Here is a 25,064-nt window from a genome sequence, read left to right on the forward strand (position 1 = left end):
CTCACGCGGCGTGCGTGGGCGGATTCAGCGCAGCCCCACGGGCCGTTCGAGCGCCAGGGTGATCAACTCGTCGATCAGTGCACTGTACTGCAGCCCGCTCGCGTCCCACATGCGCGGGTACATGGAGATGGGGGTGAACCCGGGCATGGTGTTGATCTCGTTGATGATCACGCGGTGATCGGGCGTCACGAAGAAGTCGCAGCGTGCAAGCCCCTCACCGTCCACGGCGTGGAACGCGCGCACCGCCTCGCGGCGCAGCGTGTCGATCACGTCCTCCGGGAGCTTCGCGGGGCACGAAAGTGCAGCGCCGTCGTCCTCAAGGTACTTGGCCTCGAAGTCGTAGAATGCGTGACCCTGCACCTCGATCTCCCCGGGCAGGGACGCGCGGGCATCGTCGGTGCCGTGGCCACCCAGGACGGCGCACTCGATCTCACGGCCGTCGATGCCCGCCTCGATCACGAGCTTGCGGTCGTGTTCGCGCGCGGTCTCGATGGCCGCGTCCAGTCCGGAGGGGTCGTCCACCCGGGTGATCCCGAAGGACGACCCGGCGCGCGCGGGCTTGACGAAGACCGGGAAGCCCAGCTCGGCGACGGCGCGGTGCACGCCCTGCGGGTCGGTGCGCCACGTGCGGTCGTGGACCACGGTGTACGGACCCACCTCGAGTCCGGCGGCCTGGAACGCGAGCTTCATGAAGTGCTTGTCCATCCCGATCGCCGAGGCCGCCACGCCGCACCCCACGTACGGCAGGTCCGCGAGCTCGAGCAGCCCCTGCAGGGTCCCGTCCTCACCGAACGGACCGTGCAGCAACGGGAAGACGATGTCCACGTGGCGGCCGCGGGTCAGGGCGGCACCGTGCTCGTCCGAATCGTGGATCAGCAGCCGGCTGTCCCCCGTCTGCAGGGGCAGGCTCACTCGTCGCCGCCCCACGGGCAGCTGCGCCATGGGCTGCTCGTCCAGCAGCGCCTCGAGTTCCTCCTGGGAGTACAGGAACCATGCGCCGTCCGTGGAGATCCCCACACTCACCACGTCCCATGTGTCACGGTCGATGGCCCGCAGTACCGAGCGCGCCGTGATGAGGGAGACGGAATGTTCCGACGAGCGCCCGCCGAACACGACCGCGACACACGGCTTACTGCCCGCGGCGGTGGACTCGGGGTTCTCGTGGGTGGTGCTCATGCGCTGTTCCCTTCGGATTTCAGATCGCGGCCCAACAGCCTGGGCGTCAGTTCGTGGACCGGAACGTCGTTGCGCAGTACGCTCACCACGGCCTCCGTGATGGGCATGTCCACGCCGTGGCGGCGCGCGAGGGCGAGGACCGCGGGGGCGGACTTGATCCCCTCCGCGGTCTGGGTCATGGCGTCCTGCACCTGCTCAAGGCTCAGTCCGGCCCCCAGGAGCCTACCGGCCGTGTGGTTGCGGGACAGGGAGGACGAGCACGTGGCCACGAGGTCGCCCATCCCTGACAACCCCGACAAGGTGGTCAGGTCGCCGCCCAGCGCCAGGGCCAGCCGTGTGGTCTCGGCCAGGCCGCGCGTCATGACCGAAGCTTTGGAGTTGTCCCCGTAGCCGCGGCCGTCGCAGATCCCCACGCACAGGGCGATCACGTTCTTCACGAGACCGCCGATCTCGGTGCCGATTACGTCCGTGTTCGTGTAGGGCCGGAAATAGGGTGCGGCACAGCAGCGCGCAACCCACGCGGCGGTGTCGTGAGCGGTGGCCGCGATCACGGAGGCCGTGGGTTCCTCCCGCGCGATCTCCATGGCCAGGTTGGGCCCCGAGAGCACGCACGTGTGCCGGGCCCACTCCTCCGCGGTGCGCTGCGTGTGTTCGGCGAGCACCTGAGCGATCACCTGGGTCATCCGCAGCCCGGTCCCGGATTCGAGTCCCTTGGCCAGGGACAGGATCACGGCCTCCGGTTCCACGTACGACGCCGCCGCGCCCAGTTGCGCGCGCAGCGATTGGGCGGGGATCGCGGCGACCACCAGGTCCGCTCCCGCGAGCGCCGAGCGCAGGTCGCTCGAATACTCGAGGGTTTCCGGTAGCTCGATCTCCGGGACGTAACGGTCGTTGCGGTGCTCGCGGGCGATCCGCTGCATCGACTCGGGATCGCGGCCCCACAGACACACGGTGCGCTGGGCGCCGGCATCCGCGGCGGCGTCCGCGAGGACCTTGGCGAACGTGGTGCCCCACGAACCCGCTCCCAGCACGGTGACCTTGCGGGGACCGTTCGGATCCGGCGTCACGGGGCCACCTTCCCGGCTCGCGGGTCGAAGAGCTCGCGCGGTGCTTCTTCTTGCCGCAACTCACCCAGCAGATCGGTGATCGCACCCATGATGGATTCGGTGGCCTTCGTGAGCTCGTCGGAGGACGGATGACCAGGGCGCTGGAGACCGCCGGGGACGAGGTCCTCCGGGTGCATCGGCTCGCCCACGAGCACGTCCACGCGCTTACGGGGCCACAGGCTCACCGTGCGGTGACCGCTGGGGTCCCGGTACAGGATCTCCTGGTCCCCCCAGTGCGCCATGGGCACCACCGGGACGCCGGCCTTGAGCGCGAGACGAGCGGCTCCCGTGCGCCCGCGCATGGGCCACATCTCGGTGTCCAGCGTGATGGTGCCCTCCGGATACACGATTACGGCGCCGCCGCTGTCGAGTTCGGCCAGGGCTGCCACCAGGGAGTCCTTGGCGCGCGAGGTTCCGCGGTACACGGGGACCTGCCCGATCTTCGCGATGATGGTGCCCACCACCGGGACCCGGAACAACGACTCCTTCGCCAGGAACCGCGGCATGATCCCGGACGCGTACACCGGGTAGGCCACGGTGATCGGATCGAGCTCCGTGAGGTGGTTGGCCACCACCACGAAACCGCCGGAGTCCGGGAAGTTCTCCCGGCCACGCCAGTGGGATCTGGCGAACAGTCGGTAGACGGGGATCACCATCCCCGCGAGGACGCGGAACGTTGAACGCTGCGAGGTCCTACTCATCCGGGCTGTCACTCCTTGCTGGACGGATTGCAGTTCCCTCGATCGGGTGAGCCGTGCGGTGCGGGCGGGGGCTCACCGCTCGTCGACGGTGAAGTTCGCGCCCAGCCCACCCAGTTTGTCGGTGAAGTGCTCGTAGCCGCGCTTGATCAGTTCCACACCGGTCACGTGCGAGACGCCCTCCGCGGAAAGCGCCGCGATCAGGTGGGAGAATCCGCCGCGCAGGTCCGGGATGTGGATGTCGGTGGCGTGCAACGGCGTGGGGCCGGAGATCACGGCGGAGTGCAGGAAGTTGCGCTGCCCGAAGCGGCACGGCACCGAGCCCAGGCACTCGCGGTGCAACTGGATCACGGCGCCCATGCGGTTGAGCGCGCGCGTGAAGCCGAAACGGTTCTCGTACACGGTCTCGTGCACGATCGACACGCCCTTGGCCTGGGTCAACACGACCACGAGCGGTTGCTGCCAGTCGGTCATGAATCCGGGGTGCACGTCCGTCTCCACGATCAGAGGGTTGAGGTCCCCGCCCGGGTGGTAGAAGCGGATGCCGTCCTCGCGGATGTCCAGCCCACCGCCCACCTTGCGGAAGGTGTTGAGGAAGGTCATCATGTCCGCCTGCTTGGCGCCGGCCACGAAGATGTCACCACCGGTGGCCAGTGCCGCGGAACCCCACGACGCCGCTTCCATGCGGTCGGGCAGCGCGCTGTGCACGTACCCCGTGAGTTCAGGAACGCCCTCGATGCGGATCACACGGTCCGTCTGCACGGTGATGAGCGCGCCCATCTTCTGCAGGATCGCGATCAGGTCCATGATCTCGGGCTCGGTCGCGGCACCGCGCAGCTCGGTATGGCCCTCGGCACGCGTGGCGGAGAGCAGCACCTGTTCCGTGGCCCCCACGGACGGGTACGGCAGGTCGATCTTGGCGCCCTGCAACCCGTGCGGTGCACTCATCCGGATCCCCGAATCGAGCTTCTCCACCTTGGCGCCGAAATTGCGCAGCACCTCGAGGTGGTAGTTGATGGGTCGGTCACCGATCCGGCACCCGCCCAGGTCCGGGATGAACGCCTCTCCCAGGGCGTGCAACAGCGGGCCGCACAGCAGGATCGGGATCCGCGAGTCGCCGGCGTGGGCGTCGATGTCCGCATGGCGGGCACGAGTCACGTTGGTGGGGTCGAGCGTCAACTCACCCCGGGCGTCGTCGCGCGTGACCTCCACACCGTGCAGGCTCAGCAGGTCCGTGACGACCTTGACGTCCTTGATCTCCGGCACGTTGCCCAGCGTGGAAGGAGTGGAGCCGAGCAGCGCGGCCACCATGGCCTTGGGAACCAGGTTCTTGGCGCCGCGTACCGTCACCTGACCCGACAGCGGAACGCCGCCGGTGATACGCAAAGAAGTCATGACCTACCGATCTGCGGGAAGGGATCTCCCGGGCGCGGAACACGCACGGGACCTCGACATTCTACCGGCTCGAACCGCTGATCGGTCCAGCCGCCACTCAGGTTCGGGCGGGCAGCGTGGTGGGCTTGAACGCGGGGCGGGTGCGCTCGTACGCATCGATGTCCGCCTCATGCTGCAGGGTCAACCCGATGTCGTCGAGACCCTCCATGAGCCGCCAGCGGGTGTAGTCGTCGATCTGGAAGGGCACAGTCACGGGCCCGCACGTGACGGTGCGCGACTCCAGGTCCACCTGGATCTCCACGCCGGGCTGCTCCTCCATGAGCTTCCACAGCAACTCCACGTCCGACTGGTCCACCTGAGCCGCAAGCAATCCCTGCTTGCCCGAGTTGCCGCGGAAGATGTCCGCGAAACGGGAGGAGATCACGGCCTTGAATCCGTAGTCGCGCAGCGCCCACACGGCGTGCTCGCGCGACGACCCCGTACCGAAGTCCGCGCCGGCCACGAGCACGGAAGCGTTGCGGTACTCGGGCTGGTTGAGCACGAACTCGGGGTTCTTGCGCCACCCGGCGAACAGGGCGTCGTCGAAACCGGTCTTGGTGATGCGCTTGAGGTAAACGGCGGGGATGATCTGGTCGGTGTCCACGTTCGACTGCTTGACCGGGGCACCCACGCCCCGGTGGGTGGTGAACTTCTCCATGGCTGTGTCCTTTTCTGGTGGTGTACGTCGCGGCGGGTTGCGGGGCTCAGGCCACCGGCTCGAGGTCCGACGGCGCGCTGAGGGTCCCCCGCACGGCCGTGGCCGCCGCGACCACCGGTGACACCAGGTGGGTGCGCCCGCCCTTGCCCTGGCGCCCCTCGAAGTTGCGGTTGGACGTGGAGGCGCAGCGCTCCCCCGGCGCCAACTGGTCCGGATTCATCCCGAGGCACATGGAGCATCCCGCGAAGCGCCAGTCCGCGCCGAAGTCCGTGAACACCTTGTCCAACCCCTCGGCCTCGGCCTGCAAGCGCACCTTGGCGGAACCGGGGACAACCATGACCCGCACGTTCTCGGCCTTGCTGCGGCCTTTGACGATCGCCGCGGCGGCCCGCAGGTCCTCGATGCGGGAGTTGGTGCACGAGCCCAGGAACACGGTGTCTACGGGGATCTGCTTCATGGGTGTTCCGGCTTCCAGGCCCATGTACTCGAGGGCGCGCCGCGCGGCGTCCTTGGCGTTGTCGTCCCCGGCGTCCTCCGGATCCGGGACCGCCTGGGACAGCGGCACGCCCTGACCCGGGTTGGTGCCCCACGTGACGAACGGCTCCAGTTCATCCGCGTTGATGAACACTTCGCGGTCGAACGTGGCGCCCTCATCCGTGCGCAGGGTCTTCCAGTACTCCACGGCGGCGTCCCAGTCCTCACCCTGTGGCGCGTGCGGGCGGCCCTCGACGTAGTCGAACGTGGTCCGGTCCGGCGCGATCATCCCCGCCCGCGCACCCGCCTCGATCGACATGTTGCAGATCGTCATGCGCGCTTCCATGGACAGGGAGCGGATCGCGGACCCGCGGTACTCGAGCACGTGACCCTGCCCGCCGCCCGTGCCGATCTTGGCGATCACGGCCAGGATGATGTCCTTGGAACTGACCCCCGGCTTGAGCGTGCCCTCCACATTGATGGCCATGGTCTTGAACGGTGCGAGCGAGAGGGTCTGGGTGGCCATGACGTGCTCCACCTCGGACGTGCCGATCCCGAACGCGAGCGCCCCGAAGGCTCCATGCGTGGATGTGTGGGAGTCACCGCACACCACGGTCATCCCCGGCTGGGTCAGCCCCAGCTGCGGACCCACCACGTGCACGATCCCCTGTTCGGCGTCCCCCAGGGAGTGCAGCCGCACACCGAATTCCTCGCAGTTGCGGCGCAGCGTCTCGATCTGCTTGCGGGAGGTCTCGTCCGCGATGGTCGAGAAGATGTTTTCGGTGGGCGTGTTGTGATCCTCGGTCGCGATCGTCAGATCGGTGCGCCGCAGTCCGCGTCCGGCCAGCCGCAGGCCTTCGAAGGCCTGGGGGCTCGTGACCTCGTGGAGCAGGTGGAGGTCGATGTAGATCAGGTCGGGGCGTCCGGCCTCACCCTGGCGCACCAGGTGGTCGTTCCACACCTTCTCCGCCAGCGTCCGCGGCGCGGTGGTCTGTGTGCTCGTCATCTCGTCACTCCTGCTCGTGTCCTGGCGTGCGGTGGGCGACGCCGCGTGGGCGGCGTTCGCGCGTCCCGCACGTGACCGTTGCCATCATGGTCATCGCTCGCGGCGAGCAGTTCCACTCCTCGGACTTGCTTCTCGCATTGTGAGACGGCAATATCAAGGCATGGACACGACGCACGCGATGGATCCTTCCGGAGCCCCCCTGGGCTCTCCCCTGGGCGGCCGAGGGACGGGCTCGGGCATGCCCGAGGAGTCCTCGTTCTCCCCCTCCGGCGTGGGGGTCATCGACAAGGCCTCCCTCATCCTGGACGCCCTCGAGGCCGGTGCGGCCTCCCTCGCGGATCTCGTGGAGACCACGGGGCTCGCGCGACCCACCGCCCACCGGCTCGCAGTGGCGCTCGCCCATCACCGGTTCGTGGGCCGGGACGTGCACGGGCGCTTCGTCCTCGGGTCCCGCCTCGTGGAGCTCGCCTCGGCCGCGGGTGAGGACCGGCTGATCTCTGCCGCGGCCCCCGTGCTCCTGCAGTTGCGGGACAGTACCGGTGAGTCCTCCCAGGTGTTCCGCCGCCAGGGCGAGTGGCGCGTGTGCGTGGCCTCGGCCGAACGGCCCATCGGCTTGCGCGACACGATCCCCGTGGGCACCCAGTTGTCCATGAAGGCGGGCTCCGCCGCGCAGGTGCTCGTGGCGTGGGAGGACCACGCGCGCCTGATCGAGGGGCTGCATCACGCGCGGTTCTCCGCCACGACCCTCGCCGGGGTACGACGCCGCGGCTGGGCCCAGTCGATCGGCGAACGCGAACCGGGGATCGCCTCGGTCTCCGCGCCCGTGCGTGGACCCTCGGGCAGGGTGATCGCCGCGGTGTCCATCTCGGGACCCATCGAACGCCTGTCCAAGCAGCCCGGTCGGAAGCACGCGGACATCGTGGTCCAGGCGGCCCGGCACCTCTCGGAGGCCGTGCGCGTCAGCGCCGCGTGAGTGCCGCCCGTGCCACGGCCCCGGTGAACTCGCGGTGCGCCTCGAGTTCGTGTTCCACCGGGGCCTGGACCGTCTCCTCGGCGGTCGTGCGGACGGATCGCTGCAAGCGACGTCGTACCCGCGAGGCCCGGACACGGGACGCGAGCGACGCGATCACCGCGCCCGTGAGCGCGAGGAAGAGCGCGAGCACGACCCCCGCGAGCACCATGAGCGTGGGCACGGGTAGTGGGAAGCCCTCAACCGTGGGTGGCGGGGGCAGGGGGATCTGGAAGTACTCGGCCAGGAACAGACCCAGCAACCACAACAGACCGAGCACCGTGACGAGCATGGCGAGCCACTGCAGGACGTCGAAGACGATCCACCACCAGGACGCCCCGCGCGCGGAGAACTTGGTGCGTGCGACGGCTTGGTCCAACGCGTCCGGCAACCGCCGTTCGTTGCTGCGGGCGGCGCCACGGATGCTGCGCCGCCACGGCTCCCCGGCGCCCTGGGAGACATCGTCCGCGAAACCGCGCACGGCGGAGTCCGCGGCGGCCTTCTGGGACGCGTTCATGGGCGGCAGGGACGTGCGGTGCACCCCGGGGTCCGAGTGCTTGTCATGGCTCTCGATGTGCAGGCGCTTGAGCGGGTCCTTGCGCAGGCGGGTGAGCCAGCGCGTGGCGATCCACCCGGTGTGCCGCCCCGCGCGCAACCGGTACGAACGGGCCGCGGCGTCCGCGACCAGGTCGATGCCGGCGGCACGCGCGAGCCCGGCGGTGAGCCGTTCACTCGCGTCCTTGGTGATCCCGCGCGGATCGCCCTCCCCCGCGGCGCGCGCGAGTTCCCCGGCGCTGTGGATGACGTCCGCCTCGAGCCGCTGCCCGGCGGCGGCGCGTTGGGCGGCCACGGCGTGGATCCGGTCCCGCAGCTGCGGGACACCCTGACCCGTAAGAGCGGAGACGGCCACGGGCGCGCTCGGCCCGGTCGCGGGGAGGCCGTCCTGCGCCACGAGTTCCGTGAGCGATGCGAGCACCGAGGGGACGTCCCGCTCATCGAGCCGGTCCGCCTGGTTGAGCACGACCATGGTCACGGCGCCGTGGCGCGCGAGCGGCTGCACGAAGTCCTGGTGCAACACCGCGTCCGCGTACTTCTGGGGGTCCACGACCCACACGACCACGTCCACGAGACCGACCATGCGCTGGACGATCTGCCGGTGTTCCCGCGTCACGGAGTCGAAGTCCGGCAGGTCCAGCAGCACGAGCCCACCGCTCGTGGTGCTCGCCTTGCGCCCGCGCCCGGTGGACGTGCTCAGCGCGGGACCCACGACCCTGCGGTCAGCGACGTCGAGCCAGTCGAGTAGCGGCTGGCTGCCCTCATCCCCCCAGATCGCGGCGAGCGGTGCGGAGGTCGTGGGTCGGCGCGCCGCACTACGGGCGAGGTCCTGACCGACCACGGCGTTGAACAGGGAGGACTTGCCGGAGCCCGTGGCGCCGAAGAAGCCCACCACGGTGTGGTCCGCGGACAGCGCCCGGCGCTGCGCGGCGCGCTCGAGGGTCTCCCGCGCACCCCGGATCACCTCGGCGTCCAGGCGACCCTCCGCGATCTCCACGGCCTGCGCGAGTCCGGAGATCCGATCGGGCAGGGACACGTCCTGGTCCCGGGAACGCGGGCTCACAGGGCCTCACTCTCTGCGCGCACGCGGGCGGCCGCTGCGTGCAGTTGCTCGGCCGAGGGGTGCTCCCCGAGTTCGTCGATCGTGTCCAGGAACTGCTTGGCCCGACCGGCCAGCATCGTCCGGATCCGGGTCTCCAGGTTCTTGCGCGCCTGGTCGCTCATCCGGCGCACGGCGTCCTCACCGAAGACCGCCTCGAGCAGTTTGGTCCCCACGACACCCGAACCACCCGCGATCCCGACCTCCAGGCCGGTCAGCCCGCCCGTGGTCGAGAACACGGCGATCATGAGGATCACGGCGAGCGCGTTCACGCCCAGCGACATTGCGCGGGCCCGCGTGCGCTTGCCCGCGCCTTCCTGCTGGATCATGAGCATGACGTCCGACTGCCACGACCGGATGCTCTCCGCGACCTGGTCGGGGAAGTCCGGTGGCAGGCCGGCCGCATCCCGGCCCGCGAGCAACACCTGTCCGGCGGGCTCGTCACGCCAGCGCCGCTCGGCGGATTCCGCGGCACGGGCCGTGTTCTCCACGATCACGGCCTGCAGACCCGATTCGATGGCTTCCTCCACGCGCACCTCGGGTGCGGGTTGGCCCTTGAAGAACGCGGTCATCCGGTCCCGGACCCGCCCGATTCCCGCCTCGAGGCTGCGGAAGAACTCGCCGGTTCCCACGAAGTCCTGCCAGCGTGCGAGCACCTCACCGCGCAACAGGGTCCCGTCCCGAGTGGAGTCGATGATCGCGCGCAGCGCCTCGTCGAAGGACGTGGTCACCTCGCGGCGCAGGTGCTCCTCCGTGTGCTGCTGGCCCGCCACGGCCTCCGCGGTGCGGTCGGTCGTGTCCGCGAGTTCCCGCACCGCTCCCCCGAGGGTGCGCGCGGCGATCTCCGAGCGGGCCTGCGCGTCCGCGCCGAGCGTCTCGAGCCACTCACGCAGCGGTTCCACGGCGGCCGGGGGCAGCATGCGCAGCTCGTTGAGCGGGGACTCCTCGACCACGAAGATCGGGGCGCCACCCAGTCCCTCCTCATTGAGCATCCGCCGCAGGTCCTCCTCGATCTCCGCGGCCGACGACGCCTGCACCCGGTCCAGCACCACGGCCACCGTGATGTCGCGCCCCGCAGCGTTGCGCAGCAGCTGCCACGGCACGGCGTCCGCGTAGCGATTGGCGGTCGTGACAAACAGCCACAGGTCCGCGGCGGAGAGCAACTGGGCGGCCAGGGCCCGGTTATTGTCCGAGACGGAATCTACGTCCGGGGCGTCCAGGATCGCGAGGCCCTTGGGGATGTTCTGGTCCGCGAGCAACACGAGGGACCCAATGTCCTCCACGGCCGTCCCACCGTCGTCGGGCGCCGGCGCGGGGCGAGAGGGATCCACGAGGGTCCCCTGGACCCGGGCCAGGTGCGGCAGCACACGCTGAGTGGTGAACGCCCCCGCGTCGCTCGGGTGATGGATCAGCAGGGGTCTGCGCGTGGTGGGGCGAATGGCCCCGGAGCGTGTGACCGGGTGGCCCACGAGGGCGTTGACCAGGGTCGATTTTCCCGCGCCCGTGGAACCGCCCACCACGGCCAGCAGCGGGGCGTCCAACGAACGGACACGCGGCAGGACGTAGTCGTCCAACTGGGCCACGGCACGCGCCGCGTTCTCGCGCTGTTGCGCCGCGCTCGCCGTGGCGAGCGGCAGGGTCGTGGAGCGCAAGAGCTCACGCGCGGTCTCGAGGGACTCGATGAGCGGCACGGCCGGTGCGTTCTCGGTGTTCACACGATCATTGTGCCAGCCGTCACGCGGGCGTCGCGGCAGCGCGCCGGGAACGGACGGGAGCAGTGGGTGGCAGACATGCGAAGAGCCCCGGTTTCCGTGGAAACCGAGGCTCTTCCGTAGTGACCCCAGCGGGATTCGAACCCGCGTTACCGCCGTGAGAGGGCGGCGTACTAGGCCGCTATACGATGGGGCCGTGTACTTTCCGTGGACCGCTGTCGGAAACTCGTTCCTGTGCGGTCCCGCGTTGACGCACCAAACAGTAACATCTTCGCGGTCATGCTCCAATTCGGGAAAACCCGCCGTGGAACAGCGATGCTCGGTCCGTTCGAACCGTGGTCCGTCCGATGCCAGAAAGCGCTGGGATACCAGGACTCGAACCTAGAATGACGGTACCAGAAACCGTTGTGTTGCCAATTACACCATATCCCAATGGTCTCGCTGCCCACCCGGTCCGCACCGGATCGGCCGCGCAACGAGCAATAACTATACCCGGGGAACCCGCGGCTGCCAAACCGGTCCGCGGGGTGGGGGTCGCCTCCCGGGTGACACCCACCCGTCGCGGACGGATCGGGTCAGGACGCGGCGAGGTGCTCGCGCAGCGCGCGAATGCGCTTGAGCGACGATTCTTTCCCCAGGATTTCGAGGGATTCGAACAGGGGCGGGGAGATCCGCTGGCCGGACACTGCCGTGCGGACCGGGCCGAACGCCAGGCGCGGCTTGATCCCCAGGCCATCCACGATTGCCTCGCGCAGGGCGATCTCAATCTTCTCGGCCGAGAACTCCTCCAGCGACTCGAGAGCCGTGAGAGCGGCGTCGAGCACCTGGGGTGCGCTGTCCTTGAGCTGCTTGGCGGCGTCCGGGGCGATCTCGATCTGCTCGTCCGGCAGGAAGAGGAAGCCCAGCAGGCCGGGGGTCTCACCGAGCAGGTTCATGCGCTCCTGCACGAGCGGGGCGGCCCGATCCAGGACGTCGTTCTCCTTCTCGGTCAGGGTCTCCCCCACGAGGCCGGCGGAGCGCAGGTACGGGATCAGCCGGTCCCGGAAGTCCCAGGGGTCCAGCATGCGCACGTGCGTGCCGTTGATCGCCGTGGCCTTCTTGAGGTCGAAGCGCGCAGGGTTGGCCAGGACGTCGTGGATGTCGAAGTTCGCCACGAGTTGGTCCACGGTGAAGATGTCCTCGTCCGCGGACAGCGACCACCCGAGCAGGGCCAGGTAGTTCAGCAAACCCTCGGGGATGAACCCGTTGTCGCGGTGGTGGAAGAGGTTGGACTCCGGGTCCCGCTTGGAGAGCTTCTTGTTGCCCTCCCCCATGACGTAGGGCAGGTGCCCGAACTCGGGGATGAACTCGGCGACCCCGATGCCCATGAGGGCGCGGTACAGCGCGATCTGCCGGGGCGTGGAGGACAGCAGGTCCTCGCCGCGCAGTACGTGGGTGATCCCCATGAGGGCGTCGTCCACGGGGTTCACGAGTGTGTAGAGCGGCTGGCCGTTCGCGCGGGCCACCACGAAGTCCGGGACCGAGCCCGCCTTGAAGGTGATCTCACCGCGCACGAGGTCCGTGAACGTGATGTCCTCGTCCGGCATGCGCAGGCGCAGCACGGGCTTGCGGCCCTCGGCCCGGAACACATCCTTCTGCTCCTCTGTGAGGTCGCGATCGAAGTTGTCGTACCCGCGCTTGGGATCCTCACCCTTGGCACGGTGACGCTGCTCGACCTCCTCGGGCGTGGAGAAGTCCTCGTAGACGTAGCCGCCGGCCACGAGCCGGGTCAGGACGTCCTGGTAGGTCTCGCCGCGCTGGGACTGCCGGTAGGGCTCGTGGGGTCCGCCCACGTTGACGCCCTCGTCCCACGTGATGCCCAGCCAGCCCAGGGCGTCCAGGATCTGCTGGAAGCTCTCCTCGGAATCGCGGGCGGCGTCCGTGTCCTCGATCCGGAACACCAGCGTGCCGCCCGTGTGGCGGGCCCACGCCCAGTTGAACAGGGCCGTGCGGATCAGACCCACGTGCGGGGTGCCCGTGGGGGACGGGCAGAAGCGCACGCGCACGGGTGCGTCGGCGGGAACGGTGGGGTGCAAAGTCGCTGCGTCGTCAGTCATGATGCGTTTATTCTACGGGTAGGAGTCATCCCCGCGGCGGGTACGGGGACTGCCCGCGCGGGCGTCGGCGAGCGCTGCCGCACCGCCCCGGTCGGCTCCGACGACGGCGCGCCGAGGGACGGCTCGGCAACGCGTGCGCCCCGGGTCGTCAGGCGACGGCGCACCCCGGGGGGGTGGGCTGGCGGCGCGCCGGGTCAGCGCCGCAGCACCGTGGTGAGCTCGCCGATCCCCTCGACCTGCACGGAGAGCTGATCGCCCTCGTCCACGATCCCGACCCCCGCGGGGGTTCCCGTGAGGATGACGTCACCGGGCAACAGAGTGAAGGCCTCGGACGCGTAGGAGACGAGCGTGGCCACGTCAAAGATCATGTCCCGCGTGTTGCCGTCCTGCTTGAGCTGCCCGTTCACGGTGGAGCGCACGGACAGGGCGGAGGTGTCCAGCTCGGTCTCGATCCACGGGCCGATCGGGCACGCGCCGTCGAACCCCTTGGCCCGGGCCCACTGGCCGTCGGTGCGCTGGGCGTCGCGGGCCGTGAGGTCGTTCGCGGCGGTGTAGCCGAACACGACCTCGGGAACGCGTTCCACGGGGACGTCCTTGCACATGCGCCCGATCACCACGGCGAGCTCGGCCTCGTACGAGACCTCCTCGGCCCAGCTGGGTAGGGTCACGGGATCGCCGGGACCGGACACCGCGGTGTTCGGTTTGAAGAACAGCATGGGAGCGGGCGGCAGCTCGTTGCCGAGCTCCTTCGCGTGCGCTGCGTAATTGCGCCCCACGCACACGATCTTGGAGCGCGGGATCACCGGGGCGAGCAAGCGGGCCTCGGACACGGCCACGGTGCGTTCGAGCTCCTGGATCCCCACGTACAGAGGGTCGCCGGTGAGGTACCGCAGCGTCTCGACGCCGGGTTCCCCGTGCACCGTGCCGAAGTGGATTTCGTTGTCGTGTGTGAACCGTGCGATGCGCATGCTCACAGGCTACACAGCCGCCCCCGGTGCAACCGAGGTCGGACCGGGGGCGGCTGGTCGAACGGGTGGCACGGACCCCGCCACGCGAAGCGTGCCGAGGGATTCACGCCACGTGGATCACGCCAAGCGGGTCAACCAACCGTGCGTGTCCTCCGCCTTACCGGTCTGGATGTCCAGCAACTGCTTGCGGATGGACATGGTCACCTCGCCGGGAGCCGCGTCCTCCGGGCCGATGGTCTCGTCGTGGCTCACGAGCCGCCGCACGGGTGCGATCACCGCGGCCGTGCCGCACGCGAAGACCTCCGTGAGATGACCCGAGTTCACGCCCTCGCGCCACTCGTCCAGGGTGAAGGCGCGTTCCTCGACCTGCAGCCCGCGCTCCTTGGCCAGCTGGATCACGGAGTCGCGCGTGATCCCCTCGAGGATGGTCCCGGTCAGTTCGGGGGTCACGAGCCGGCCGTCGTCGAAGACGAAGAACACGTTCATGCCACCGAGTTCCTCGACCGCGTCCCCGCGCTCGTGGTCCAGGAAGAGCACCTGGCTGCACCCGTGCGCGTCCCCCTCCATCTGGGCGATCAACGACGCCGCGTAGTTGCCACCACACTTCGCGGAGCCCGTGCCGCCCTTGCCCGCGCGGGCGTACGTGCGCGAGAGCCAGATGTCCACGGGTTCGACCGTGCCGAAGTAATTGCCCGCCGGGGACGCGATCACGGAGAACAGCGCCTCCCTGGACGGACGCACCCCCAGGAACGGCTCCGTACCGATCATGAACGGACGGATGTAGAGGGACTCGCCCTCCCCGGAAGGAACCCACTTCTCGTCCTGGGCCACGAGCTCGCGGATGGCATCTACAAACGTCTCCTCGGGCAGCGTGGGCAGGGCCAGCCGCTGCGCCGAGCGATTCAGCCGCGCGGCGTTGACCTCGGGGCGGAAACTCCACACGGATCCGTCCGCGTGCCGGTAGGCCTTGAGTCCCTCGAAGATCTCCTGGCCGTAGTGCAGCACGGCGGTGGACGGGTCCAGGCTCAGCGGGCCGTACGGCTGCAGCCGTGCGTTGTCCCAGCGGCCGGTGTTCGCTTCCACGTCCCCCTGCCAGTCGATGCACACCATGTGGTCCGTGAAGTGTTTGCCGAAACCGGGGTTCCGCAACACGGCTTCGCGCACCTCATCGGTTGCGGGGTGAGGGTTGAGCTGCTTAACGAATTCAGTGCTCACTGGTGTTCTCCTTCGACGGCGTGCTGCCGGGCATCCCTGCTGAGGCGGTGCGCTGGCACGTGATGATGTGCTCCCAGTATCCCGCCCGCGGTGGCCCGGACGCGGACCTTAGGCGCTGCGCGCACCCAACTGCGCCACGACGTCGTCGCCCACTTGCGACGTGCTGCGCTGCGCGGAACCGTTCGCCTCCAGGTCTGCGCGCACGGCGGCGTTGACCTGTTCCGCGAGATCGGGGTGGCCCAGGTGCTCGAGCATCATGGCGCCCGCGAGGATCGCGGCCGTGGGCTGGGCGGTGCCGGTACCGGCGATGTCCGGGGCGGAGCCGTGGACGGGCTCGAACATGGACGGCGCGGTGCGGTCCGCGTTGATATTGCCGCTGGGCGCCAGACCGATACCCCCGGTGACCGCGCCGGCCTGGTCGGTGAGGATGTCCCCGAACAGGTTGTCGGTCACGATCACGTCGAAGCGCGCGGGGTCGGTGGTCATGAAGATCGTGGCGGCGTCGATGTGCATGTAGTTCACGGTGACGTCCGGGTACTGCTCCCCGATCTCGTCCACGGTTCGCTGGTAGAGCCGCCCGGCGTTGACCAGGACGTTGTGCTTGTGGACCAGGGTCAGCCGCTTGCGCGTGCGGCTGTTCGCGAGGTCGAACGCGTAGCGCACCAGGCGGCGGACACCGTGGGCCGTGTTCACGGACACCTCGGTCGCGATCTCGTGCTCGGTGCCCGTGCGCAGCGTGCCACCGTTACCCGCATAGAGCCCCTCGGTGCCCTCGCGCACGACCACGAAGTCGATCTCTCCCGGGTCCGACAGAGGGCTCGTGGCACCGGGGTACAGCACCGCGGGGCGCAGGTTGATGTAGTGGTCGAACCCGAAGCGCAGCTTGAGCAGCAGATCGCGTTCGAGGATCCCGGAGGGGATGCGCTTGTCGTTGGGGGCGGCACCCACGGCACCGAACAGGATCGCGTCGTGGGAACGCAACCGTTCCATGGTGTCCTCGTTGAGCACCTCACCGGTCTCGAGCCAGTGCTCGGCGCCGAGCGGGTAGCTCGTCTTCTCGAGGGTCACCCCCGCGGGGCGGGTCACGGCGTCGAGGACCTTGACGGCCTCGGCCACGACCTCCGGGCCGATACCGTCACCGGGCAGGACGGCGATCGAGTGGCTGCGGGCGGGTGCGGAAGGTGACGTCGGACTCATGGAGGCCAGCTTAGGTGCGCCCGCCGCGGCCTTCCACATGGTGAACCCGGGTTTCATATAGCGAGACGAACAGTGGGCGCGAGATCCGCTGACAGCCGACCGGCCCGACGACGCTCGGCCGGCCCGCAACGGTCGCTGCGGCGTCGTGCGGACAGGCAACGGCCGAGCCGACCGACGACGACCCGGCCACCGCACCTCGATACCGCAGTACCTCAGTCCTGGAGCGCCTCCGGGGCCTCGTAGCGCGGGAACACGCCGGAGGGCTTGGGCAATTCGGTCCCCGCGGCGAGCCGCGTCCCCAGGGCCGAGAACTGCCGCGCCTGCCCCTCGGGCTGACCGAGCTGGTCCAGCAGCCTGGCCATGGAATCCGGCATGACCGGCTGTACGAGGATCGCGACGATGCGCAGCACTTCCGCCGTCACGTACAGCACGGTGGCCATCCGTTCGGGATCGGTCTTGCGCAGCACCCACGGCTGCTGCGCCGTGAAGTAACGGTTGGCCGATGCGATGACCCGCCACACGGTCTCCAGACCGCGGTGGAACGCGAGCTCGTCGAACGCCGCGCGGTAGTCCCCCACCGCCGACTCCGCCTGTTCGAGCATTTCGAGGTCCTCGGCAGTGAAGTCCCGCGGTTCCGGCACCGCACCCCCGAGGTTCTTGGCGATCATCGAGAGGCTGCGCTGGGCCAGGTTGCCGAGGTCGTTGGCAAGATCCGAGTTGATGCGTCCGGCGATCGCGTCGTGCGAGTAGTTGCCGTCCTGGCCGAACGGGACCTCTCGCAATAGGAAGAAGCGCAACTGGTCCAGCCCGTACTCGCCGATCAGGGCGTGGGGATCGATCACGTTGCCCACGGACTTGGACATCTTCTCGCCCTGGTTGAACAGGAACCCGTGCGCGAAGACCTTCCGGGGCAGCTCGAGCCCCGCGGACATCAGGAACGCCGGCCAGTACACGGCGTGGAAGCGCGCGATGTCCTTGCCGATCAGGTGCACGTCCGCGGGCCAGAACGCCCGGAACAGCTCGACGTCCGTGTCCGGGTAGCCCAGACCCGTGAGGTAGTTGGTCAGGGCGTCCACCCACACGTACATCACGTGCTCGGGGTTGCCCGGCACGGGCACGCCCCAGTCGAACGTGGCGCGGGAGATGGACAGGTCCTGCAGTCCGCCGCTCACGAAGGACGCGATCTCGTGCGAGCGCGTCTCGGGCTGAACGAACCCGGTGCGGTAGAGCTCGAGCAAGCGGTCCTGGTACGCGGAGAGCCGGAAGAAGTAGCTCTCCTCCTCGGTCCACGTGAGCTCCGTGCCCGTACCGATCGAGTAGCGCTGACCGTCCGAGCGCACCTCGGTCTCGTCCTCGGCGTAGTAGGCCTCGTCCCGCACGGAGTACCACCCGGCGTACTTGCCCAGGTAGATGTCCCCGTTGGCCTCCATGCGCCGCCACAGCTCCTGCGACGCCGCGTAGTGGTCCTCGTCCGTCGTGCGGATGAAGCGGTCGTAACCGATCTGCAGTTTGTCGTCCATGGCCAGGAAGCGCGCGGAATTGGCGTCCGCGAGGTCACGAGGGCTCACGCCCAGCTTCTCGGCGGTCTGCTGCATCTTCTGGCCGTGCTCGTCCGTCCCCGTCTGGAAGCGGACGTCGAAGCCGTCCAGCCGCTTGAACCGGGCCAGGGTGTCCGCGGCGATCGCCTCGTAGGCATGGCCGATGTGCGGCGCGCCGTTGGGGTAGGAAATGGCCGTGGTCACGTAGAAGGGAGTCTGCTCAGTCACCCCACCACTCTATCGACCCGCGCACCGTGCCCGTCGTCCTTGAAGTGGGTACGACGCCGCGGTGCCCCTCCCGTGGGAGGGGCACCGCGGCGTCGTCGTCAGTTATGTCACGCCCTGTCGGCGAGGAGGCAACGGAAGGAGGGATCAGCGAGCGGCGGTGCCCTCGGTGTAGTCCTCGTCCGTCTGCTCCCACGCGAACAGCGAGCGCAGCTGGCGGCCCGTTGTCTCGATGGGGTGCTTCTCCTCCTTGGCGCGCAACTCCTTGAACTCGCTGCCGCCGGCGGCCTGGTCCTTCATGAAGCGGTCCGCGAAGACGCCCTCCTGGATGTCCTTGAGAACGTCCTGCATGCGCTCCTTGACGGAGGGGTCGATCACGCGCGGGCCGGAGACGTAGTCGCCGTACTCGGCGGTGTCGGAGATGGACCAGCGCTGCTTGGCGATGCCGCCCTCAACCATGAGGTCCACGATGAGCTTGAGCTCGTGCAGCACCTCGAAGTACGCGATCTCTGGCTGGTAGCCGGCCTCGGTCAGCGTCTCGAAGCCGTACTGGACCAGGTGGGACATGCCGCCGCACAGCACGGCCTGCTCACCGAATAGGTCCGACTCGGTCTCCTCGGTGAAGGTGGTCTTGATGACGCCAGCGCGCGTGCCACCGATGCCCTTGGCGTAGGACAGCGCGAGCTGCAGCGCCTGACCGGACGCATCCACCTCGACGGCCACGAGGTCCGGGACCCCGCGCCCGGCCTCGAACTCGCGGCGCACGGTGTGGCCCGGGCCCTTGGGGGCGACCATGGCCACGTCCACGCCCTCGGGGGCCGTGATGTAACCGAAACGGATGTTGAAGCCGTGCGCGAAGAAGATCGCGTCACCCTCGTCCAAGTTGTCCTTGATGGACTCCTCGAACACCTGCGCCTGGACCTGGTCCGGGGTCAGGATCATGATGACGTCCGCTTCCTTGGCGGCCTCGGCCACGGTCAGCACGCGCAGGCCCTGGGCCTCCGCCTTGGCGCGGGACTTGGAGTTCTCGGACAGGCCGATGCGGACGTCCACGCCCGAGTCACGCAGGTTCAGCGCGTGGGCGTGGCCCTGCGAGCCGTAGCCGATGATGGCCACGGAGCGGTTCTGGATGATCGACAGGTCGGCGTCGTCGTTGTAGTAGATCTTTGCCATGGGCTTGCTCTATCTCCTTCGAATAGCGGATGGGCATTGCACGTCGGGGCGCAACGGCACGGGCGTTGCGCGAGATGCGGTGTCCTGCGGCCGAGCGGTCAGTGACGCAGGGCGCGATCGGACATGGATTTGGGGCCGCGGCCCAGGGCCACGGTGCCGGCTCGCACGATCTCCCGGATCCCGAAGGGTTCCAGGACGTCCATGAGGGCGTGGATCTTGTCGCGCGATCCGGTGGACTCGATGACCACGGATTCCGTGGAGACGTCCACGATCGTGGCGCGGAACAGGTCCGCGGCCTGCGTGACCTGCAACCGGGTGGCCGCGTCCGCGCGGACCTTGACCAGGATGTGGTCCCGCTGCACGGAGGACTCCGGCGACAGCTCCACGATCTTGATCACGTTGATCAGCTTGTTCAGTTGCTTGGTGACCTGCTCGAGCAGCTCACCCTCAGCGTCGACCACCACGGTGATCCGGGAGATCCCGTTCAGCTCCGTGGGGCCCACCGCGAGCGAGTGGATGTTGAACGCGCGCCGCGCGAACAACCCCGCCACGCGGGTCAGCACGCCCGGCTTGTCCTCCACCAGGACGGAAAGAGTGTGTCGGCTCATCGATCAGTCCTCCGTGTTCCACTCGGGCGTCATGTTGCGGGCGATCTGGATCTGGTCGTTGGAGACCCCGGCGGGGACCATGGGCCACACCATCGCGTTCGCGGAGACCACGAAGTCGATCACCACGGGGCGGTCGTTGATCTCGAGCGCCTTCTTGATGGTCTCGTCCACGTCCTCGTCCTTCTCACAGCGCAGGGCGGCACAGCCGTAGGCGTCCGCGAGCTTGACGAAGTCGGGGATGCGGCGGGAGTTGTGACCCGTGTTCAGCTCCGTGTTGGAGTAGCGACCGTCGTAGAACAGGGTCTGCCACTGGCGCACCATGCCCAGGGACGAGTTGTTGATCACCGCGACCTTGATGGGGATATTGTTGATCACGCACGTGGCAAGTTCCTGATTGGTCATCTGGAAGCACCCGTCACCGTCGATCGCCCACACCACGCGGTCCGGCTGGGACACCTGTGCACCCATGGCCGCGGGGACCGCGAAGCCCATGGTGCCCAGGCCCGCGGAGTTCAGCCACTGCCGGGGCCGCTCGTAGTCCACGAACTGCGCGGACCACATCTGGTGCTGTCCCACACCGGAGACGTAGACCGCATCCGGCCCGGTCAGCTCGGAGATCCGCTCGATCACGTACTGGGGGCTGCCCAGACCGTCATCGGTCTTGGTGTAGCCCAGCGGATAGGTCTCGCTCAGGGAGTTCAGGGTATCCCACCACAGACCCAGATCCGGCGTGCCGGTTTCCTCGAACTCCTGGCGCACGGCCTGGGTGAGGTCCGGGATCACGTACTTGAGATCCCCCACGATGGGCACGTCCGCCACGCGGTTCTTGGAGATCTCCGCGGGGTCGATGTCCGCGTGGATCACCTTGGCGTTCGGGGCGAACGAGCTCAGCTGACCGGTCACGCGGTCGTCGAAGCGCGCTCCCAGGGTGATCAGCAGGTCCGACTGCTGCAGCGCGTACACCGCCGGCACGGTCCCGTGCATCCCGGGCATGCCCAGGTTCTGGTCGTGCGAGTCGGGGAAAGTCCCCCGCGCCGTGAGCGTGGTGACCACCGGCGCGCCGGTGAGTTCGGCGAGCTCGAGCAGTTCCGCGGGCACGTCCGCCCGCATGGCGCCGCCACCCGTGTAGAGCACCGGACGCTGTGCCGCCGCGATCATGCGGGCGGCCTCCTTGATCTGCTTGGAGTGTCCGCGCGTCACGGGACGGTAGCCCGGCAGCTCCATCTGCGGGGGCCAGCTGAAGGTCATCATCGCCTGCTGGGCGTCCTTGGCCACGTCCACCAGGACGGGTCCCGGACGCCCGGTCGAGGCGAGGTGGAAAGCCTCCGCGATGACCCGGGGGATCTCCTGGGCGTCCGTGACCAGGTAGGAGTGTTTGGTCACCGGCATGGTCATGCCCACGATGTCCGCCTCCTGGAAGGCGTCCGAACCGATCGCGGAGCTGGCTACCTGACCGGTGATCGCGAGCATGGGGATCGAGTCCATGTTGGCGTCCGCGAGCGCCGTCACGAGGTTCGTGGCACCGGGACCGGACGTGGCGATGCACACGCCCACGCGACCCGAGGCCAGGGCATAGCCCTCCGCGGCGTGCCCCGCACCCTGCTCGTGGCGTACGAGGATATGGTTGATCTTCTCGGCGTCCAGCAACGGGTCGTAGGTCGGCAGGATGGCACCACCCGGCAGACCGAAGACGTCCGTGACACCGAGCTGCTCGAGGGAGCGGATGATCGCCTGGGAACCGGTCATCTCCTCCGGGGCCACGACCTCCGCCGCGGTACCCGTCAGCCGTGCCTGGTCCGTCTCCGCGGGCCGGGGCACCGAAGCCGCGGGCGGCCGCCGCTGGGCCATCACCGCCGGTGAGATCGGCTGATCCTTACTCATAGTGCTGTGTCCTTACCTGCTGTGTTGTGCGAGATGCCGAGCGGGGTGGCGCGGGGCGAGCCGGTGACAGGTCGTCATACATGGAAAAAGGCCCTTGCCACGGGTTCCGTGGGCTGAGGGCCTGGCGGGTACGCGCGTCGAGTACTCCTCAGGCCCGGTGTCCAATGAGGACGACCGGTACGAGGTCTACCACGATGCGCAGTGCCGTTGTCATACCGACCATGGTGTGACCCACAGAACGCGGGTGTCAAACTACGGACACCCCTTCTCACAATGTGAAACATTGTGTCCCCCACCGTGGCACCCCCGTCCGCGTGCGCGAGCCCGTCCGTGGTCGACCGTGCGGGACCGTGGTTGTCCGTGCTCACTCGTCCTGCAGGGCCAGTCGGCCCGGCTGCACGAGGAACTGCGGTGAGCGACCCTGCCGGATCAGTTCCAGCTGCTCCAGGATCAGCTTGCGCACCCGGGGCCGGAAGGAGACGTTGGAGCCGCCCACGTGGGGCAGCACGATCGAGCCCGCCGCGCTCATCAGGGAGTGGTCACCGGGAAGCGGTTCAGGGTCCACCACGTCCAGCGCGCAGCGAAGACGGCCCGAGACGACCTCCGCGGTCAGGGCGTCCGTGTTCACCACGGGACCCCGGCCCACGTTGACCACGAGGGCGTCGTCCGGCAGCAGTGCCAGGGTCCGCTCGCCCACCAGGTCGCGGGTCGCATCGCCGAGGGGTAGCGCGAGCACCAGGATGTCGGTGCGCGGCAGGATCTCGTCGAGTTCGTCGATGCCGTGGATACGGCCGGCCTCGTCCTCGCGGGCGTGGGAAGCCACTCGAGTGAGCTTCACCTCGAACGGTGCGAGTCGGGAGATGACCGCGCCTCCGATCTTCCCGACGCCCACCACGGTGACGCGAGAGTCAGCCACCGCGCGCGAGAAGTACCGCTTGTAGACTCCCTCGTGCTGTTGCAACACGGCCCGGTCCAGGTTGCGTTGCGCGGCGATGATCAGTCCCAGGGCGATCTCCGCGGTCCCGGCCGCGTGCACCCAACCGCCGGCGGCCAGGGCCACGTCCTCACCAATCTTCTCGGGCACGCCGTCGAAGCCCGTGGACTGCAACTGCACCAGGCTCACGTCCCGCACGACGGAGGGGTCCTTGAGCCAGCGCCCGCTGTAGTAGGGGGCCACGGCGATGTCCACGTCCTCCCGGGCGCAGCCCTCCGGCTCGTTCTCCAGATCCCACAGCACGCACGTGAAATCGGTGGTTTCGGCGCTGATCTCGTCGAAGAGCTGCTGCTCGGGCAAGGAGATCACACGCAGGTCGGACAGCGGAACATCCTGGGAGTGGCTCATGCCCCCGATTCTACGGTCCGGTATACGCCGTAGGACCCGTACTACGGACGTGGCCATCGGCACCCCGCAGCCCGATTTGACTCCCCCCGCCGTGGTGCTAAAGTAATCTCTCGTTGCGAGGGAGAAAGCAACGGCGAACACCGCCCGCTGACCCGTCCAACGCCCGCGCCTCTAGCTCAATTGGCAGAGCAATTGACTCTTAATCAATGGGTTCAGGGTTCAAGTCCCTGGGGGCGCACGGAACGACCGAAAGGACCGGATCACATGTGATCCGGTCCTTTCGCTGTCTGAACTCAACGAGCGTGCGCGGTCGCCCCGCCGCTCGTCGTGTTCCGGGTCACGACGACGCCGCTGCGCCGCCGGGGTCAGCGCGACGTGGCGCTGTGTTCCGACTCCGTCGGTGAGTCGGCACCCTCCGTGGGACCGGCCGGGGTCTCGGCGCCATCCTCGACCTCCATGCGCCAGCGTGCACCACCCAGGGTGGAGATCAGGTCGATGAGCTTGCGGCGGAACTGCTCGTCCGTGTCACGGTCGCTACCCAGCAACCCCTTCTCCAACCGCGCGGCGTCCACGAGGACCCGCTCCCCCGCCGGGGAGATGCTCACCATGTGGGAACGGCGGTCGAGCGCGTTGCGGGAACGCGTGATGTGACCATGCACCTCCAACCGGTGCAGGGTCTTGCCCATGGTCTGGGCCTGGACGCGCACTTGGTGGGCCAGTTGCGCCTGCGTCATGCTGCCCTCCGAGCGGAGGACGTCCAGGGCCATCACGCCCGCGTGGGTGATACCGAGAGACGCGAGGTTCTCGTTCCACGCGTGTTCCACGAGGCGAGCCGCCGTGGACAGCAGACGGTTCGTGGGCCACTGGTTCTTGTAGGACATAGGACTATCGTATCCGCTCGACGAAATCGCTGAACAATACTACGGGGCACCCCGCCAGTCAAATCCCCGCGCCGAACATCGTCTTGCGACCCCCTCTCGTGCGACTGCGGGAACCGCCCGGGACCGTGCGCGCTGGGCGCGGGGCGGACGCAGCGACGTCGTACGGCGGGACCGAGACCGGAGCCGGTGCGCGAACCCGAAGCATGGCATGCTCGGGTGCATCCCTGAACTGTACGTGAGAACGCGTCCTTAGGGAACACCTGTCACTCACCAGGAAGGATCACGCCATGACCGTTCGTCTGTCCCCCGGGGACGCCGCTCCCGATTTCACCCTGCCCGACGCCCACGGGGAGCCCGTCGTCCTGGCGGGCCTGCGCGGTAGCAAGGTCATCCTGTACTTCTACCCCCGCGCCGAGACCCCCGGCTGCACCACGCAGGCGTGCGACTTCCGGGACAACATGGCCTCGTTCGGTGCCGAGGGTTACCGTGTGCTCGGGATCTCGCCGGACGCTCCCGCTGCCCTCGAGCGCTTCGCACAGAACGAGGGTCTGGGCTTCCCGCTGCTCTCGGACGAGGACCACGCCGTGGCGGAGGCGTACGGCGCGTGGGGCGAGAAGAAGAACTACGGGAAGGTCTATGAGGGTCTCATCCGCTCGACCGTGGTGCTCGACGAACAGGGGACGGTGAGCCTCGTCCAGTACAACGTGCGCGCCAAGGGGCACGTGGCCAAGCTGCGCCGGGACCTCGGCCTCGACACCTGAGCGGGCGGCCGCCGCCCGGCCTGGGACCCGGAACCGGGGCCGCACCGCGCGCTTCTCGGCGAGCGCGGAGGAAGCACTGGTTAGTCACTGGTTAGTATGGTGGACGATTCCGGGCACCCCCTCCGCGTTCAGGCCGGGTCCGGGTCCCGATGTCAGCGCGAGTGGTGGAACTGGTAGACACGCAGGATTTAGGTTCCTGTGCCTCACGGCGTGCGGGTTCGATTCCCGTCTTGCGCACCATGATGCCGCGTA

Annotated in this window: 20 protein-coding genes and 4 tRNA genes; 4 read left to right on the forward strand and 20 right to left on the reverse strand. The window is 68.6% G+C overall.

Annotated elements, in window-relative coordinates:
* Positions 1–24: 24 nt before the first annotated feature.
* The 6 genes from J1M36_RS02775 to leuC form a co-directional block, all read right to left on the reverse strand.
* A complete protein-coding gene (locus J1M36_RS02775; protein ID WP_035964592.1) occupies positions 25–1,176 on the reverse strand; it encodes a D-alanine--D-alanine ligase family protein in 1,152 nt (383 codons plus the stop codon).
* Positions 1,173–2,243: an NAD(P)H-dependent glycerol-3-phosphate dehydrogenase gene (locus J1M36_RS02780; RefSeq protein ID WP_206478612.1), complete on the reverse strand. Its 1,071-nt coding sequence runs from the start codon at positions 2,241–2,243 to the stop codon at positions 1,173–1,175. The genes J1M36_RS02775 and J1M36_RS02780 overlap by 4 nt, the downstream gene beginning before the upstream one ends.
* A complete protein-coding gene (locus tag J1M36_RS02785) occupies positions 2,240–2,983 on the reverse strand; it encodes a 1-acyl-sn-glycerol-3-phosphate acyltransferase (protein ID WP_098054707.1) in 744 nt (247 codons plus the stop codon). The genes J1M36_RS02780 and J1M36_RS02785 overlap by 4 nt, the downstream gene beginning before the upstream one ends.
* A gap of 72 nt (positions 2,984–3,055) precedes the next feature.
* Complete coding sequence (gene murA / locus J1M36_RS02790) at positions 3,056–4,375, reverse strand: UDP-N-acetylglucosamine 1-carboxyvinyltransferase (RefSeq protein WP_064845678.1); 1,320 nt, start codon at positions 4,373–4,375, stop codon at positions 3,056–3,058.
* A 97-nt stretch (positions 4,376–4,472) separates the two neighbouring features.
* Positions 4,473–5,072, reverse strand: coding sequence for a 3-isopropylmalate dehydratase small subunit (gene leuD / locus J1M36_RS02795; protein ID WP_206478613.1), 600 nt, complete (start codon positions 5,070–5,072; stop codon positions 4,473–4,475).
* A gap of 46 nt (positions 5,073–5,118) precedes the next feature.
* Positions 5,119–6,552 carry a 3-isopropylmalate dehydratase large subunit gene (leuC, locus tag J1M36_RS02800; protein ID WP_098054710.1) on the reverse strand — a complete coding sequence of 478 codons (1,434 nt, stop codon included), beginning with the start codon at positions 6,550–6,552 and terminating at the stop codon, positions 5,119–5,121.
* 238 nt (positions 6,553–6,790) lie between these two features.
* On the opposite strand from leuC, the gene J1M36_RS02805 reads away from it, so the two are divergent.
* Positions 6,791–7,525, forward strand: coding sequence for an IclR family transcriptional regulator (locus J1M36_RS02805; RefSeq protein ID WP_165489845.1), 735 nt, complete (start codon positions 6,791–6,793; stop codon positions 7,523–7,525).
* Here the strand turns inward: J1M36_RS02805 and J1M36_RS02810 are convergent.
* From J1M36_RS02810 to J1M36_RS02870, 13 genes are all read right to left on the reverse strand, one after another.
* On the reverse strand, positions 7,512–9,179 hold the full coding sequence (locus tag J1M36_RS02810; RefSeq protein WP_206478614.1) for a GTPase: 1,668 nt from the start codon (positions 9,177–9,179) through the stop codon (positions 7,512–7,514). The genes J1M36_RS02805 and J1M36_RS02810 overlap by 14 nt on opposite strands.
* Complete coding sequence (locus tag J1M36_RS02815) at positions 9,176–10,930, reverse strand: dynamin family protein (RefSeq protein ID WP_206478615.1); 1,755 nt, start codon at positions 10,928–10,930, stop codon at positions 9,176–9,178. Before J1M36_RS02815 ends, J1M36_RS02810 begins: the two co-directional genes overlap by 4 nt.
* Positions 10,931–11,050: 120 nt before the next feature.
* A tRNA-Glu gene (locus J1M36_RS02820) sits at positions 11,051–11,123 on the reverse strand.
* A gap of 164 nt (positions 11,124–11,287) precedes the next feature.
* Positions 11,288–11,359: transfer RNA gene (locus J1M36_RS02825), tRNA-Gln, on the reverse strand.
* 143 nt (positions 11,360–11,502) lie between these two features.
* A complete protein-coding gene (gltX, locus tag J1M36_RS02830) occupies positions 11,503–13,023 on the reverse strand; it encodes a glutamate--tRNA ligase (RefSeq protein WP_206478616.1) in 1,521 nt (506 codons plus the stop codon).
* Between the two features lie 194 nt (positions 13,024–13,217).
* A complete protein-coding gene (locus tag J1M36_RS02835; RefSeq protein ID WP_206478617.1) occupies positions 13,218–13,991 on the reverse strand; it encodes a fumarylacetoacetate hydrolase family protein in 774 nt (257 codons plus the stop codon).
* A gap of 117 nt (positions 13,992–14,108) precedes the next feature.
* Positions 14,109–15,206 (reverse strand): branched-chain amino acid aminotransferase, encoded by a 1,098-nt coding sequence (locus J1M36_RS02840; RefSeq protein ID WP_206398982.1) that lies wholly within the window; start codon positions 15,204–15,206, stop codon positions 14,109–14,111.
* A 108-nt stretch (positions 15,207–15,314) separates the two neighbouring features.
* A complete protein-coding gene (locus J1M36_RS02845) occupies positions 15,315–16,403 on the reverse strand; it encodes a 3-isopropylmalate dehydrogenase (RefSeq protein ID WP_131332697.1) in 1,089 nt (362 codons plus the stop codon).
* 212 nt (positions 16,404–16,615) lie between these two features.
* Entirely contained in the window at positions 16,616–18,169 is a 1,554-nt protein-coding gene (gene metG / locus J1M36_RS02850; protein WP_206478618.1) for a methionine--tRNA ligase, read from the reverse strand.
* A 144-nt stretch (positions 18,170–18,313) separates the two neighbouring features.
* Positions 18,314–19,339 (reverse strand): ketol-acid reductoisomerase, encoded by a 1,026-nt coding sequence (gene ilvC / locus J1M36_RS02855; RefSeq protein ID WP_085106315.1) that lies wholly within the window; start codon positions 19,337–19,339, stop codon positions 18,314–18,316.
* A gap of 98 nt (positions 19,340–19,437) precedes the next feature.
* A complete protein-coding gene (ilvN, locus tag J1M36_RS02860) occupies positions 19,438–19,947 on the reverse strand; it encodes an acetolactate synthase small subunit (protein WP_064845687.1) in 510 nt (169 codons plus the stop codon).
* 3 nt (positions 19,948–19,950) lie between these two features.
* Positions 19,951–21,828, reverse strand: coding sequence for an acetolactate synthase large subunit (locus J1M36_RS02865; RefSeq protein ID WP_206478619.1), 1,878 nt, complete (start codon positions 21,826–21,828; stop codon positions 19,951–19,953).
* 364 nt (positions 21,829–22,192) lie between these two features.
* Positions 22,193–23,170, reverse strand: coding sequence for an NAD(P)-dependent oxidoreductase (locus tag J1M36_RS02870; RefSeq protein WP_206478620.1), 978 nt, complete (start codon positions 23,168–23,170; stop codon positions 22,193–22,195).
* A 165-nt stretch (positions 23,171–23,335) separates the two neighbouring features.
* On the opposite strand from J1M36_RS02870, the gene J1M36_RS02875 reads away from it, so the two are divergent.
* A tRNA-Lys gene (locus J1M36_RS02875) sits at positions 23,336–23,408 on the forward strand.
* Between the two features lie 127 nt (positions 23,409–23,535).
* On the opposite strand, the gene J1M36_RS02880 is transcribed toward J1M36_RS02875, so the two are convergent.
* Positions 23,536–24,051, reverse strand: a complete 516-nt coding sequence (locus J1M36_RS02880) for a MarR family winged helix-turn-helix transcriptional regulator (protein ID WP_064845690.1) — start codon at positions 24,049–24,051, stop codon at positions 23,536–23,538.
* A gap of 287 nt (positions 24,052–24,338) precedes the next feature.
* Here J1M36_RS02880 and bcp point away from each other — a divergent pair, with 287 nt between their 5' ends.
* Both bcp and J1M36_RS02890 read left to right on the forward strand, forming a co-directional pair.
* The gene (gene bcp, locus J1M36_RS02885) at positions 24,339–24,812 is read left to right on the forward strand and encodes a thioredoxin-dependent thiol peroxidase (protein WP_064845691.1); all 474 of its coding nucleotides are present in this window, start codon (positions 24,339–24,341) and stop codon (positions 24,810–24,812) included.
* 155 nt (positions 24,813–24,967) lie between these two features.
* Positions 24,968–25,052: transfer RNA gene (locus J1M36_RS02890), tRNA-Leu, on the forward strand.
* Positions 25,053–25,064: the final 12 nt, after the last annotated feature.

This window comes from Kocuria sp. KRD140 (genome assembly GCF_017168375.1).
GTDB classification, from domain to species: domain Bacteria; phylum Actinomycetota; class Actinomycetes; order Actinomycetales; family Micrococcaceae; genus Kocuria; species Kocuria marina.